The organism is Geotalea uraniireducens (assembly GCF_027943965.1).
Classification (GTDB): Bacteria; Desulfobacterota; Desulfuromonadia; order Geobacterales; family Geobacteraceae; genus Geobacter; species Geobacter uraniireducens.
Genome location: NZ_AP027151.1, coordinates 1,883,962 through 1,896,985, shown reverse-complemented (window position 1 = coordinate 1,896,985; position 13,024 = coordinate 1,883,962). Strand labels below are relative to the sequence as shown.

Below are 13,024 nucleotides of genomic sequence, written 5' to 3'. Positions count from 1 at the left end.
TTTCGCGCCGCGCCCCATGCACGTTTACCAGGAGGAACGTCAGCGCATGAAACGACAACCGACGCATCACTTTCAGAAAGACATTTCCAACTGCGGCCTGACCGGCTTTATCTCTACTTCCGGCAAGCTCGTTGAGGGTGATGTCATTATCAAATCGATATCATTGATGCACGACCGCGGCAACGGTCTCGGCGGCGGTTTTGCCGCCTACGGCATCTATCCGGACTATAAGGAGTTCTACGCCTTCCACCTGATGTACGAGAGCGGCATGGCACTTCAGTTGACCGAAGAGTACCTGGAACGGCACTTCTACATCGACCATCACGAAGCGATCCCCACCCGGCGGATTCCGGCGATCGCCAACCCGCCGGCCTTCAAGCGCTATTTCGTCAAACCGCTGGAAACCGCCGAATACAAGGAAGCGGTCGAATTCCAGTCGATGACCGACCAGGACATCGTCGTCCGGCACGTCATGGCGATCAACAACGAGATCGAGGGGGCCTTCGTCGTCTCCTCCGGCAAGAACATGGGCGCCTTCAAGGGGGTCGGCTACCCCGAGGAAATCGCCGATTTCTTCCGTCTCGAAGAGTACAGCGGCTATATCTGGACCGCTCATAACCGCTTCCCGACCAATACCCCGGGCTGGTGGGGCGGCGCCCATCCGTTCACCCTCCTCGACTGGTCGATCGTCCACAACGGCGAAATCTCCTCATACGGCATCAACAAGCGCTACCTGGAGATGTACGGCTACCTTTGCACCATGCTGACCGACACCGAGGTCGTCGCCTACACCCTCGACCTGTTGATCCGCAAGCACGGGCTGACGCCGGAACTGGCCAGCCTGGCGATGGCCTCCCCCTTCTGGGACATCATCGATACCCTCCCCGAGGACGAGCGGCAACTGCTGACCGCCATTCGCCAAGTGTACGGCAGCGCCCTGCTGAACGGCCCGTTTGCCATCCTTTTCGCCAGCAACGAGGGGCTGATCGGCTTGAACGACCGGGTAAAGCTGCGGCCGCTGGTCTGCGCCACTAAGGACGATTTCGTCTACATGGCCTCCGAGGAAGCGGCCATCCGGGAGATCTGCCCGAGCCCCGACAAGGTCTGGGCGCCCCGCGGCGGCGAACCGGTCATTGCCAAGATGCAACCGGGAGTGCTCTAGCAATCACTCCCCATCCCCGACTCTTCATTAGGATACTGAGGTAAGACTATGAGAATAGACGCGCAGGGGCTCTACTACCGAGACCTCAACAAGAGAATCCGCGAAGAGGTGGCCGCCGGCGCCACCGAGATCGTCCTCGACAATGTGAACGGCCAGTATTTCATCGGCGACGGGATCAACCGGCCGGTCACCATCACCATCAACGGCGTCCCCGGCAACGACCTGGCGGCATTCATGAACGGCGCGACGATCATCGTCAACGAAAACGGCCAGGACAACATCGGCAACACCATGAATGCCGGGAAGGTCGTCGTCCACGGCCACGCCGGCGACGTCCTCGGTTACGGAATGCGCGGCGGCCGGGTCCATATCCGCAAGGATGTCGGCTACCGGGTCGGCATCCACATGAAATCCTACGACGAAAACAAGCCGGTATTGATTGCCGGCGGCAAGGCCGGCGATTTCTTTGGCGAGTACATGGCCGGCGGGGTGCTGGTACTGCTCGGCATGTTCAGCGACGACCCGGCGAAGCCGAAGCACGGCTTCCGCTTCGGCACCGGGATGCACGGCGGGACCATCTATGTCCGCGGCGAGGTTGACGAGGCAAAGCTGGCCCGGGAAGTCGGGGTTTTCGAGCTGACCGCCGAGGACCGCCAGGAGTTGGAGAACTATCTCAAGGATTATTGCGCCGACTTCGGCATCGACTTCGCCGAGGTGATGAAGGAAAGGTTCTGCAAGATCCTGCCGAAGAGCAAACGCCCCTACGGCAACATGTACTGCCCTGTCCCCCGCTGAACCGGGGCTGACCGACGGAGACGAAAAAAGGAAGGCACCCTGCGGCGCCTTCCTTTTTTTGTTGCGTCGGCTTGTGCCAGCCGGCGCTAGCGGGATGGCCCGTCGAGCTGGTAATTGACGCTGAACCGGCTCTCCTGGCGGACCGCCCCCCGGACGGCGCCAGCCAGTTCCTCCACCAGCAGGTCCCTGAGCAAGGCCGGCTTGCGGGGCGGGGTAATCAGTGTCGGCTCGCCCACAATCCCCGCCAGCCGTCCCGCCTCCGTCACCGCGTCCTGGAGGGTGCCGAGACGGTCGACCAGTTTCAGCCCCAGCGCCTGCTCGCCGGTATAGACCCGACCGTCGGCCAGCTTGCGGGTAACGGCCAGGGGAAGCTTGCGCCCTTCGGCAACCGCCCTGATGAACTGGTCGTGCAGATTGTCGATCACCCCCTGGAGCACGGCGCGGTCGGCAGCAGTGAGGGGCCGGAGCGGCGACCCGGAGTCCTTGTATTCCCCGCTCTTCAGAATGAAGGCCTTCATCCCCACTTTTCCCAGCAGACCCTCGATATTGGAGAGTTTCATCAGCACGCCGATGCTGCCGGTGATCGTGCCGGGGTTGGCGTAGATCGTCGTGGCCGGCACAGCGATATAGTAGCCGCCCGAGGCGGCGACGCTCCCCATGGAAACCACCACCTTCTTCACCGCCGCCAACTTTTTCACTTCCTGGTAGATTTCCTGGGACGGCCCCACCACCCCGCCGGGTGAATCGATCCGGAGCACGACCGCCCTCACGTCGTCATTCTTCTGCAGGGCATGGAGCTGCTTCACGACCTCTTCGGCATCGACGATCACCCCTTTGACTTCCACATAGCCAACACCCGGCCCGGAGGAGATCGTCAACCTTTCGCCCAACGCCAGCCTGACCAGCAGTACCGACAGGACAAAAAGCCCCACCAGAGCACAACTGGCAAGCACCACGCCCAACAGGATATTTTTTCGCCCGGTTACCGCCATCGACCGCTCTCCGCATCACCGCCCGCCGAAAACGGCATCGCTGGCGTCCGCCAGCCGGACAAGTGTATTGACTTAATGAATGCTATTGCTACAATGAACCCATGAGAATCATTGTTATTTCCGACACACACGGCAACTCCGCCGCCATTTTCCAGCTTCTGGACAGCACCGGCAACATCGACGCCGTCATTCATCTGGGCGACGAAACCGGCGACACCGAACACCTGGAGCTGGCCACCACCGCAACGATCGTCAGGATTGCCGGCAATTGCGATGCCGCCTCGCCTTTCCCCCGCGAACTGACGCTCGAACTGGGGGGGAAAAGATTTTTCCTCACCCACGGCGACCGGTACGGGGTTAAGACGACCCTTGAAAACCTGCGCCGGAAGGCCGCCGTTGAGCGGGCCGATGTCGTCCTGTATGGGCATACCCATCTGGCGGCCATCAATAAACTCGATGGCCGGCTCTACGTTAACCCCGGCTGCCTCAAGCGCGGCTGTGCCTCCCCGGGCTATGCGCTCCTGACCCTGGACGGCCAGGCGCTATCCGCCGAACTGGTCCCCCTGCCCGCCTGACGCGATGGCGGCACACTAGCAGCCGCAGCCGCAGTTATGGCAGACCTTCCGATTGTGATCTTCGGGAGGAACCGTCTCTGGAGCAAAGGCGATCCGCGTCACCGCCTTCCTGATATCTTCCAATAGATCGAGGTTGGCGCTGGCACCGATCACATGCCCGACGCAGACGCTGACGAAACCGTCCGCCGGCGACGAGAGGCGGATCGAATTCAGGACGTCCGCGTAGCTGTTAATGTCGATCGTAAAGGCATCGTTGGCTGCCCTTTTCAACGCAATCCCGTATCCGCCCAACTCATCGGTCAGTCCCGCGAAAAAGCGCTCCGCCTCCGGGCCGGCAAGGTCGACTCGCCAGTTGTCCCGCACATGGTTCTGTTTGAAGAAAACGATAGTTATCTCTTTGCCTGCCACGATCGCACCTCCCTGTTCACCCGGCGGTGGCATCCGCCGCTTTCCGCTGCAATGACTTGAAAACCATGTCGAGCACCGCCTTTTGCGCGGTTTCGTGCTTGTTCATCACCGCCAGGCAGGTCCCGAGGGGGAAATGCTGGTGGAGATAATCGGCATCGCGGCTCGACAGGATGATGATCCTGCTCGTTTCGATGCCGACCTCCCGGGCGTACTTGATGACCTTCTCGCCGTCGAGCACCGGCATTTCATAATCGACGAGCAGCAGATCGACCTCCCCCTTGCGGATCAACGGCAAGGCGCGCACCGGGTCGGTACAGATCTGCACCTGAAGCAAGGGATAGTACTTCTTGATGTGATCTTTCAAAAAGCACGAAAATGCCTTGTCGTCATCAACGATTAAAATCTTCCCCATCCTCACCTCGTTAACGGCTTGCGGCATCGGTGCCCCATTATTACTTGAGTACTTTGGTGGCAAGACTGAGAACCCGGAACGGGATATGGAACTCGAGCGTCTTGGCGGCCTGCAGGTTGACGATCAGTTCAACCTTGTGCGGCGTGGCGATCGGCATCTCGCCGGGCCGGCGGCCGGAGAGGATCTTGGCCGCATAATCAGCGGCCAGCTGCCCCTGCTCCTGCGGGCTGACTTCCAGGGCGACGAGCGCCCCCTTCTCCGCCGCATCGGGGATCAGCGAGATCACCGGGACATTCGCTTCGGTCGACTTCCGGACAATTTTTTCCAGATGTTTGCCGACGACGGAACTTTCCGCCACGAACAGACAGTCGACCCGGCCGAGCAGATGGCTGAGGGCCGCATCGAGACGCTCGGCGGTTGCCACGTTAGCCTCGACCACGGCAAACCCCTGCTGGGCCGCCAGTCGCCTCATCTCCTTCAGCTGAACGAGCGAGCCGGTCTCCCGGCTGTTGAACAGCACCCCGAGGGAACGCACCGGCCTGATTTCCACCATCGCCTTCATCAGCGTCGCCAGCGGTACTTTGGAACTTACCCCGCACAGATTGCTTCCCGTGCGGGTCATGCTCCGGGACACCCCGGCCTCCACCGGCGCATAGACGTCAGTAAAGACCACCGGGATGTCGTTGACCTCCTTCATCGCCGCCAGTGTCGCCGGCGCGCCGAACGTGACCAGCACGTCGGGCCGGATGGCATTGAACTTCCGAACGCTGTTGGCCCAGGAGATCGGATCCGGATTCGGTGATTGCAGGATAAATTCGACGCTTCCCTGGTCATACCCCTTGGCCGCCATCGCCCGGACGAACGCTCGATAGGCCTCCTTATAGCGGCTGATGTCGCTGGTAAGCACCGCGGCAACCAGCTTGCTCCCCGGCCGGGCCGGCACCGGCCAGGCAAGAGCCAGGGCAATCAGTAATGTCGGAATCAGCAGTTTCAAGCGCATATCAGAATTCCGATCCGCGGCCTACCATTTCGCCTTGACGGAAGCGATCACGAGATGGACGGTTCCTTCGTTGGCAGTGGCGAGTTTGTTGTCATAATCACGGTACGTATAGTTAACACCGCAGGAAAAGTGCTGCGACAGTGAGTACTGCGCCCGCGCCGACAGCGAGTTTTCCACCGTCTTCACCCGCGACAGTTCCATGATGCCGGCAGTGGAACCGCCATTGGCGGTCGCGCTGTCCGGGTTGTACTCGGCAAGCGACCGGACCTGCTGCAACGCCAGCGACAGCTCCAACAGCTCGGTCAGTTGGTAAGCGGCATTGAGCCCGCAGACCGTGGAGCGAGCCACGAAATCACTCCCGGCATAGCCGCCGATCTCGCCGTGGCTCACCAGCAGCGCCTGCTCGGCACGGTTCCGCAGATAGGCGTAATTGCCGCTGATCGTCAGTCGCTCGACCGGGCTGAACCAGAAGCCGGTCGCCAGTTCGTAGTTAAACCGGTCGCGCGGCAGCACATAAGTTGCCGTCAGGGTCGGATCGTTGAAATCGGTGGCAGTCCGTGAAATCTGGTTGTTCCATTCCCGGACGATCTGGTAGCTGGCCGAAAGTCCCCAGCGATTGACGCTGTTGTAGGAAGCCAGCAACTGGCCGGTGTGCTTCCGCTCCGGCAGCGTATCGTAAGCTGGGGTATCGGCCGCGGTGTAACCGTAGAGAGCGCGCAGGCGGAACCCTTTGAACGGCCGGCTGAAGATGGTCAGCGTTCCCCGGTGGGTATCCGACTCGCCGGGAAGCTGCCAGAGCGCCGCTCCCGTCCCGGTGTTGTCGCGGCGCAGGAAAGTCCCTTTGTATTCGCCGCTGATGGTCAGGATAGTGATCGGTCGCAGCGACAGGGCAGCGGACAGTACGTCCTGGCGGGTATCGATGGACGGACGGACGGTAACGACCGGATTGGCGGCAAACGGCGTGTAGAGGGTCGAGGCGTTGTTTCGGTCGACCTCCTGGTGCCGGTATTTCACCGCCACGGAAAACCAGCGGCAGGGGGTATAGGTGAAATCACCGGCGGCGTTTTGCAGGGTATCGCTGCTCTGGTCGGTCCCGCTGACCGTAACGAGCGAAGAACGGTTCTCCCGCTTCCCGTACGAATAGGAGGCAGCGCCGACGATACCGCCGCTCAGCGAGGTGTACATCTTGACGGTGTGGGAGTAGAAGCGGCTCTCCGGATCGCTGTTATGCTGTTGCAGCCCGCCGTAACGGACGATGGCACCGGTGTCGGGGTCCCGGCGCTCGATCAGGTTGTCCTGCGGCGTGCCGACCTGGTCGTCGAACTGGCGGATCAGGAACGTGTAGACCAGGTTGACCGGCCCGAGGTGGGCGTCGAAGCCGGCGGTCCCCTCGTGAATCCGGCGGTCGACACGATTCGACCGGGAATGGAGCGCGTTGCCCGCCGCGCCGTCGAAGGCGTAGTCGGCATAGCGGAGCTGGGAATTGCCGCTGCGAACCAGCAGCCAGTGACCGAGGTTCAGGTGGATCGGGTAATCGTGCAATTTGTAGCGAAAGTTGACGCTGTCCTGCCGCACGGCGATGCCGTAGGTGTCGGTCGGATTCTGGTCGCTGAACAACGGGTGATTCAACCGTTCGTGGTCCAGGTTGTGATAGAGCGACTCGGTCCGGACATTCAGCCGGTAGTACCCTTTATAATCGGCCACCAGCTGGGCGTTGTAATCCTTGGCATTGGCATAGGCGCCGTCCAGGACGAGCTTGAAATCCTTTCCCAGGCTCCCCAGCTGCGCCCCACCGGTGAAACTCGAATGGAGGTACTCGTACTCGGCGGCCCGGCCGCCATAACCCTCGACCGACATGAACCGGTAGCCGACCGGCACCTCCAGCCAGCGGTGCGTTTCGACCTCCACTTCGTCAAAGGGGAGCTCTACCGCATCGTTGAACGGCTCGATGACATTTTCCGGCTGAGCGCCCGACAGCTCCTCGTTATCGTCGGCTGGAGCCGCCTCCGCGGCGATAACGCCGGATACGGTCACGAACAGCACGAAGGCGGTCAGCGTCAGTTTCATGGCAAACCTGAGCGGCCTCATCGCGTAGCAACTCCTTGACCTGTCGTTTTTCGCTTCGTCATTGCAGCAACGCCCCCTGGCCATTGGCCGAAGGGATGTCGGTCCCGTGAATCTGGCTGTGACAGTCGGTGCAGCGATTGTTGAAGAGCGTCGTGCTCTCCGGTGTCGAGCCGGCAGTGTGGCCGGAATGGCATTGCAGGCAAAGGAACGGCATCGAGGCGGTAAGCAGTTGATTGTTCACCGAGCCATGGGGGGCATGGCAGTTCGAGCAGTTTTCGGTAACGTCACCGTGCTCGAAGGCGAAGGGCCCCTGCTTCTCCATGTGGCAGCGGGTACAGGTTTCCTTGACCGTGTTCCCCTTCAGCAGATGCTCCTGGGTGGAGCCGTGGGGTTCGTGGCAGTCGGTGCAGGCCATCTTCTTCTCCCGGATCGGGTGATGGGAGAAGAGCCCGTTCTCCGCCTTGACCTCCGGATGACAGGCGTAGCACATCTCGGCCATCTCTTCGCGGCTCACCTTCTGCTGGGGGCCCTGATGCAGCTTGTGGCAGTCGAAGCAGCTGACATCGTTCAGGGCGTGCAGGCTGGCATTCCAGAGAGCCAGGCTGGGAGTCGAGGCGGCGGAATGACATTTGAGACAGATCAGGGACTGGGCCGGCGCCGGCAGGTTCATGATGTCGAGGAACTTACTCGTGTCGCATTTCACCCCTTGCCGGTCATTGGCCGCCACGTCATCGCCGATCTTCTCGATGGCAAGACTTCCCGGCCCGTGGCACGACTCGCAATTGACCAGCGGCAGGCCGGTTTCCGGGCGGATCTGCTCGCCATGGACGCTATGGCGGAAGTCGTCGGTGATCTTCTGGTGCTTGTGGCATTTCTTGACGCAGTTGTCGGTGCCGACATAGTCGGCGTCGAACCGGCCGACGATCATCCGCTCGTACGATTCGATGGGAAGCAGCGGCTTGTCCTGTTTCAGCCCGGCACAAGCGGCGACCGCCAGCGCCCCCCCGGCCAGCACGGCGGCCCAGCCGATCTTTTTCATGGAATTGGTCACGTTCATGATCTCATCCCGGTATCCCTCGCCGCCATGGTGCTCACTTGTTGATCCCCTTGGTCGTGGTGTAGATGAAGCTCCTGATGATCGGGTCGTCGCTCGCCTTGATCTCCGCCGGGGTGCCGACCCCGACGATCCGGCCGTCGTGCATCATGGCGATCCGATCGGAGATGTAAAGCGCAAAGTTCAGGTCGTGGGTAACGATCACCGTGGTGTTTTTCGTCGTCTCCTTCAGGCGGAGGATCGTGTTCGCCAGCTCGTCGGTAGTGATCGGGTCGAGTTCGGCGGTCGGCTCGTCGTAAAGGATCAGGTCCGGATTCATCGCCAGCGACCGGGCGATCGCCACCCGTTTCTTCATCCCGCCGGACAGTTCGGAGGTCCGCAACGATTCCGCCCCTTCCAGGCCGACCAGCCGGAGCTTTTCGCTGATGATCTCCCGGATCTTCGGTTCCTTGCAGATGCGCTTCTCCCGCAGCCAGAGCCCGACGTTTTCGCCGACGGTCAGCGAATTGAACAGGGCGGACGACTGGAAGACCATGCTGTAGCGGTAGTCGCGCAGCTCATCGCGACCGTTGCCGGTAAACAGCGGGTGGCCGTTGATCAGGATTTCGCCGCTGTCGGGGGTCGCCAGCTTGACGATATGCTTCAACAGGACGCTCTTCCCCGTCCCCGACGGACCGATGATCGAGAAGGTCTCACCAGCCTCGATCTCCAGGTTCACATCCTTGAGAACGTGCTTGTCGCCGAAATATTTGTTCAAGCCCTTGATGCTGATCGACACGCCGCGGGTGTCATTCAACGACACCCGGCATTCGCATTCGTCCTGTTCAAAAACCGAACCGGTCAAACCGTGCATCAGTTTGTGGAAAAAACCGTTCTTTTCCTCGCGTCCTTCCGTAACCGACTTAGACAATACTCCATCCTCGCTTTCGCAAAACCGGCACGACGTCCGGGCCGAGCGACCCGCCCCGTCAGAACAGGTACTTCTTCCGGTTGGTAAAATAGTGCTTGTGCCGGAAAATGTACTGGGTCAGCAGCATGATCGCCAGGGCACTGGCAATGTTATTGATCAGCAGCGCCTCCCGGTCGACCTGTTCGCCGATCACCCGTTCGATTTCCGCCGGGGCGATGAAATAGAGATTGACGATGGTATTGGCGATTTCGAACAGGTTGTAGCCGATCACGAAATACCAGGTCAAAAGCTGCTTTTTCAGGATGCCGAGGAAAAGGTAGAGGCAAATCAGGCTGTCGATAAAGATCAGAATCTTGGCCGAAGTCCCAACGTAAATCCTGCCGAGAAACGGGTACGGATTGCCGAAGGTCGTGACCGTCACGATAAAGAAAAACAGGTAGAGGCCGGTTAGAAGCACCAAGCCGAGCGGTGCCCGCGCCTCGAAGTCATCAGTCATTTGGCGGCCTTTCCAACAGGAATCAAAGCATGCAGCTGGTGCCGGCGAGGGGCACCGGAAGCCGTCAATGCCTGTTTTTACGCATGTCGCTCACGGCGACACAGGCAAAAATCGTTGCCAGGACAAGCACGATGAAAATCCAGTCTGCAATACTGAAGCCGAACATGTAACCTCGCTATCCCGCCAGTTGTTCGAGGCAGTTGCGGGATTCTTCGTGATCCGGATCGATCGCCAGCGCCGTCCGGAGCGCCTCCTCGGCATACTTGGGCATATTGAGCTCGGCAAAACTCTTGCCGAGGACGCAGTGCATTTCAGCGATCGGGAATTCATCGCAAAAGGTCCGGTCCATCATCACGTCCTGGATGATCGCCAGCGCCTCTTCGTAGTCGCCGGCGTGAAAGGCATTGAAGGCGACGCCGAGCGCTTCAAGATAATCCACCGGCGGGATCCGGGGGAGCGTGCCGCTGCTGATCCGCTCCAGCCGCTCGGTCAGCTTGGCGGCATCGGGCAGCTCCGGCTCGCTGGCGATCGGCTGCCAGCAGTTCGCCGCCTCGTCATATTTGCCGAGGAGGTAGCAGACTTCGCCGAGATAACGGAGGACTTTCTTGTCGCCGGGGAGGAGCGTCAAGGCCCGGCGAAGGAAATGCTCCGCCCGGTAGAGGCTCACCGTCGACAGGTGCAGCGCCGATAGCCGGAGCCCCTTGTCGAGGAAGGTGATGCCGATCTCCAGGGCGAGGCCGCCGTTGTCCGGTTCCAGCAGGGCCAGAATCTTCAGGCAGTTGATCTTCCGGTCCAGGTACGGCACCTCGACATCCTTGTTGTCGAGCATGATCGCATGGCTCGCCAGCTCGGCGATGTAATGCGGAAAGGCGTCGCGCAAAAGTTCGGCGTACCGCGACGCATAATTGCAGTCCGGATTGTTCCGCAGGGCGTGGTAGATGCCACGGCCGACCGCATCGTAGGACGGCTCTCCCTCGATGGCGGTGAAATCCTCCTCCAGGAGCGGAATCGGCAGCGATCCATAGGGGATGCGGGCCTTCTCGTCCTTGAAGACGAGGACGGCGTCTTCGGGTGGATAGTAATAGCGAATCCCCTTGATCGGAGTCAGGTCTTTGGTTCCGTTGCCGTTAATAGTCTCCTCCTTCCGGCTCCCGGCCGGGAAAAGTATCGATCCCGGCATGTTCGCCTATCATTTTGTAAATCCTTACTTCATCCCACGGCTCATCCATGATCCCGTCATGAATCGCCCAGCTTCGCCCCCGCACCGTCCGCTCCATCCCCGGCCGGCGAAACGGCGACGAACCGTCCAGCCGCCGATGGAGGAGCCCGCCGGGTTGGAACTCGCGATCGATCTCCAGCATCAGCCGCTTGCCGGTAATGTAGTCGAAACCGTACTTTTCGTAACGGATCGCGTTATCATAGGTCAGCGGCTCGGCGACGATCATCTCCATGCCGAGGGCATCGACGAACCGCTCGAACAGGGCGAAGAACTCGCCGAACAGCTTCAGCCCCCGGCGGGTCTGGTTCGGGAAGAGCCCGGCCGCCATCGCCCGCAGTTCCTCGGGGATGTTCCTGCCGAGAGTGGCGAAGCAGTTGTCGCAACCGGCGCTGTCCCGGTCCACGCCGAAACGGGGCGCGTCCGGATCGGCGATGATGCAGAATGACAGCTCCATCTGCCGGTAGTGGGTGTCGGCCAACTCGACGAAAAAGACCGTGTCCCGGTCATCGGGAGCCCGCCGGACCTCGATGCGGGCCAGCCCGAGCCCTTCCGGGGCGATGATCCGGACCAGCCGGCGGCCGGCGGTGTCGCTGAACCCCGCCGGCGCAATCCCGAGCAGCTGCCGCAGCCGTTCCGGGAGCAGCCCGCCGTAGATCCGGTCGCGCTCGGCTGGCAGCAGCCGATTGATCTCCCGCAGCGAATGGAGCACCCGGCCGCCGCTGCAGAGCTGTTCATTACCCGTCAGTCGCGCCATAGGGTCCGATAATCACCGGGAAGACCGCGGCACGGATGGCGGCGATGCTCTTTTCCACCGCGTCGAGCGCCCGGTTCCGGTCGTCTTCCTGAGCCCAGTGCATGGCATCGAGCAGCATCCGGTTAGGATAGCCCAGCGCCCCGATGATTGCTACGAAATCGGCCGGCAGTTTCGGCGCCAGTTCGACGCCGTTCATCACCCCCCATGCCAGCGTCCAGGCCCTGGCGACGTTCACCATGTTGTAACCGCCGCCGCCGACGGCCACCCAGGGGAGCTTCAACGCCTTGAGCTTGCGCAGGATATAGGTGTAGCTGTGGGTGGTTATCTCCAGTCGAGTCAACGGATCGGTCCGAAAGGTATCGGCGCCGAGCTGGGTGACGATGACATCGGGATCGAAGGCGGCCAGCAGCGGGAACGCCACTTCATCGAACGCCTTCATGAACAGCGCATCGTCGGCGTGGGCGACAAGCGGAACGTTGACCGAATAGCCGGCCCCCCTGCCGACGCCGGTTTCCGCCTCGAAGCCGGTCCCCGGGAAAAAGTAGATGCCGCTCTCGTGGATCGAGATGGTCAGCACCCGGTCGGTATCGTAAAACGCTTCCTGCACCCCGTCGCCGTGATGGGCGTCGATATCCAGGTAAACCACCCGTTTCCCCTTCGCCAGCAGGGTATTGATGGCGACAACCGCATCGTTGAGGTAGGAGAACCCCGACGCCTTGGCCCGGTGGGCATGGTGCCAGCCGCCGGCCATATTGAAGGCGATGTCGTACCCCTCCTCCGTTACCAGCCGGGCCGCCTCGATCGTCCCGCCGCTGCCGAGGCAGGCCCATTCGTAAAGGCCGCTGAACACCGGGTTGTCGAGGTCGCCGAGGCCATAGCGAAAATCGGCGCGGGGTTCGGCGGAGGAGCTGAACTCCTTCAGCCGGGCCAGGTACTCCGGCGAATGGAAGGTCAGCAGCTGTTCATCCGTCGCCCGGGGACAATCGCGGATATCGGCACCGGGCAGGTCGGTCAGGCCATACTGGCGCATCAGTTCGAAGGCCAGCAGAAAGCGCTGGATCTTGAACGGATGTTCGTCGCCGTAACTGAAGCGACTGAAGTCGTGAGAGTATATAAGGGCGGTTCTGGTTGGCAAAATACCCCTAATGCGATGAAAATCCGGATAAATAACTTTTAACTA

Annotated in this window: 14 protein-coding genes; 3 read left to right on the top strand and 11 right to left on the bottom strand. The window is 61.1% G+C overall.

Annotated elements, in window-relative coordinates; all coding sequences use genetic code 11:
• Positions 1-46 precede the first annotated feature (46 nt).
• Both QMN23_RS08950 and QMN23_RS08945 read left to right on the top strand, forming a co-directional pair.
• Positions 47-1,162: a class II glutamine amidotransferase gene (locus tag QMN23_RS08950; RefSeq protein ID WP_282003535.1), complete on the top strand. Its 1,116-nt coding sequence runs from the start codon at positions 47-49 to the stop codon at positions 1,160-1,162.
• A gap of 48 nt (positions 1,163-1,210) precedes the next feature.
• A complete protein-coding gene (locus tag QMN23_RS08945; protein WP_282003534.1) occupies positions 1,211-1,957 on the top strand; it encodes a hypothetical protein in 747 nt (248 codons plus the stop codon).
• 86 nt (positions 1,958-2,043) lie between these two features.
• Here QMN23_RS08945 and sppA read toward each other — a convergent pair whose 3' ends face one another.
• Entirely contained in the window at positions 2,044-2,949 is a 906-nt protein-coding gene (gene sppA / locus QMN23_RS08940; protein ID WP_282003532.1) for a signal peptide peptidase SppA, read from the bottom strand.
• A 101-nt stretch (positions 2,950-3,050) separates the two neighbouring features.
• Between sppA and QMN23_RS08935 the strand changes: the two genes are divergently transcribed.
• Entirely contained in the window at positions 3,051-3,524 is a 474-nt protein-coding gene (locus QMN23_RS08935; RefSeq protein ID WP_282003530.1) for a metallophosphoesterase, read from the top strand.
• Positions 3,525-3,539: 15 nt separating this feature from the next.
• Here the strand turns inward: QMN23_RS08935 and QMN23_RS08930 are convergent, their stop codons facing one another.
• The 10 genes from QMN23_RS08930 to QMN23_RS08885 all read right to left on the bottom strand — a co-directional run bounded on the left by QMN23_RS08930 (position 3,540) and on the right by QMN23_RS08885 (position 12,979).
• Positions 3,540-3,932 (bottom strand): hypothetical protein, encoded by a 393-nt coding sequence (locus tag QMN23_RS08930; RefSeq protein WP_282003529.1) that lies wholly within the window; start codon positions 3,930-3,932, stop codon positions 3,540-3,542.
• 16 nt (positions 3,933-3,948) lie between these two features.
• Positions 3,949-4,344: a response regulator transcription factor gene (locus tag QMN23_RS08925; RefSeq protein ID WP_282003528.1), complete on the bottom strand. Its 396-nt coding sequence runs from the start codon at positions 4,342-4,344 to the stop codon at positions 3,949-3,951.
• Between the two features lie 40 nt (positions 4,345-4,384).
• Positions 4,385-5,344, bottom strand: a complete 960-nt coding sequence (locus QMN23_RS08920) for an ABC transporter substrate-binding protein (RefSeq protein ID WP_282003527.1) — start codon at positions 5,342-5,344, stop codon at positions 4,385-4,387.
• Positions 5,345-5,365: 21 nt separating this feature from the next.
• On the bottom strand, positions 5,366-7,432 hold the full coding sequence (locus QMN23_RS08915) for a hypothetical protein (protein ID WP_282003525.1): 2,067 nt from the start codon (positions 7,430-7,432) through the stop codon (positions 5,366-5,368).
• Between the two features lie 37 nt (positions 7,433-7,469).
• Entirely contained in the window at positions 7,470-8,450 is a 981-nt protein-coding gene (locus tag QMN23_RS08910; protein WP_282003841.1) for a DmsE family decaheme c-type cytochrome, read from the bottom strand.
• Between the two features lie 52 nt (positions 8,451-8,502).
• Positions 8,503-9,318, bottom strand: coding sequence for an ABC transporter ATP-binding protein (locus tag QMN23_RS08905; protein WP_282003840.1), 816 nt, complete (start codon positions 9,316-9,318; stop codon positions 8,503-8,505).
• A 115-nt stretch (positions 9,319-9,433) separates the two neighbouring features.
• A complete protein-coding gene (locus QMN23_RS08900; protein ID WP_282003524.1) occupies positions 9,434-9,871 on the bottom strand; it encodes a hypothetical protein in 438 nt (145 codons plus the stop codon).
• Between the two features lie 175 nt (positions 9,872-10,046).
• Positions 10,047-11,051, bottom strand: coding sequence for a hypothetical protein (locus QMN23_RS08895; protein WP_282003522.1), 1,005 nt, complete (start codon positions 11,049-11,051; stop codon positions 10,047-10,049).
• Entirely contained in the window at positions 10,999-11,844 is an 846-nt protein-coding gene (locus tag QMN23_RS08890) for a hypothetical protein (RefSeq protein ID WP_282003521.1), read from the bottom strand. Before QMN23_RS08890 ends, QMN23_RS08895 begins: the two co-directional genes overlap by 53 nt.
• On the bottom strand, positions 11,825-12,979 hold the full coding sequence (locus tag QMN23_RS08885; protein ID WP_282003519.1) for an acetoin utilization protein AcuC: 1,155 nt from the start codon (positions 12,977-12,979) through the stop codon (positions 11,825-11,827). Before QMN23_RS08885 ends, QMN23_RS08890 begins: the two co-directional genes overlap by 20 nt.
• Between the last annotated feature and the right edge of the window lie 45 nt (positions 12,980-13,024).

Coding starts and splice junctions, on each gene's coding strand:
- QMN23_RS08895 (WP_282003522.1), bottom strand. CDS start 11,051: ATGCCGGGATCGATACTTTTCCCGGCCGGGAGCCGGAAGGAGGAGACT.
- QMN23_RS08935 (WP_282003530.1), top strand. CDS start 3,051: ATGAGAATCATTGTTATTTCCGACACACACGGCAACTCCGCCGCCATT.
- QMN23_RS08900 (WP_282003524.1), bottom strand. CDS start 9,871: ATGACTGATGACTTCGAGGCGCGGGCACCGCTCGGCTTGGTGCTTCTA.
- sppA (WP_282003532.1), bottom strand. CDS start 2,949: ATGGCGGTAACCGGGCGAAAAAATATCCTGTTGGGCGTGGTGCTTGCC.
- QMN23_RS08925 (WP_282003528.1), bottom strand. CDS start 4,344: ATGGGGAAGATTTTAATCGTTGATGACGACAAGGCATTTTCGTGCTTT.
- QMN23_RS08910 (WP_282003841.1), bottom strand. CDS start 8,450: ATGAAAAAGATCGGCTGGGCCGCCGTGCTGGCCGGGGGGGCGCTGGCG.
- QMN23_RS08890 (WP_282003521.1), bottom strand. CDS start 11,844: ATGGCGCGACTGACGGGTAATGAACAGCTCTGCAGCGGCGGCCGGGTG.
- QMN23_RS08915 (WP_282003525.1), bottom strand. CDS start 7,432: ATGAGGCCGCTCAGGTTTGCCATGAAACTGACGCTGACCGCCTTCGTG.
- QMN23_RS08950 (WP_282003535.1), top strand. CDS start 47: ATGAAACGACAACCGACGCATCACTTTCAGAAAGACATTTCCAACTGC.
- QMN23_RS08905 (WP_282003840.1), bottom strand. CDS start 9,318: ATGCACGGTTTGACCGGTTCGGTTTTTGAACAGGACGAATGCGAATGC.
- QMN23_RS08945 (WP_282003534.1), top strand. CDS start 1,211: ATGAGAATAGACGCGCAGGGGCTCTACTACCGAGACCTCAACAAGAGA.
- QMN23_RS08920 (WP_282003527.1), bottom strand. CDS start 5,344: ATGCGCTTGAAACTGCTGATTCCGACATTACTGATTGCCCTGGCTCTT.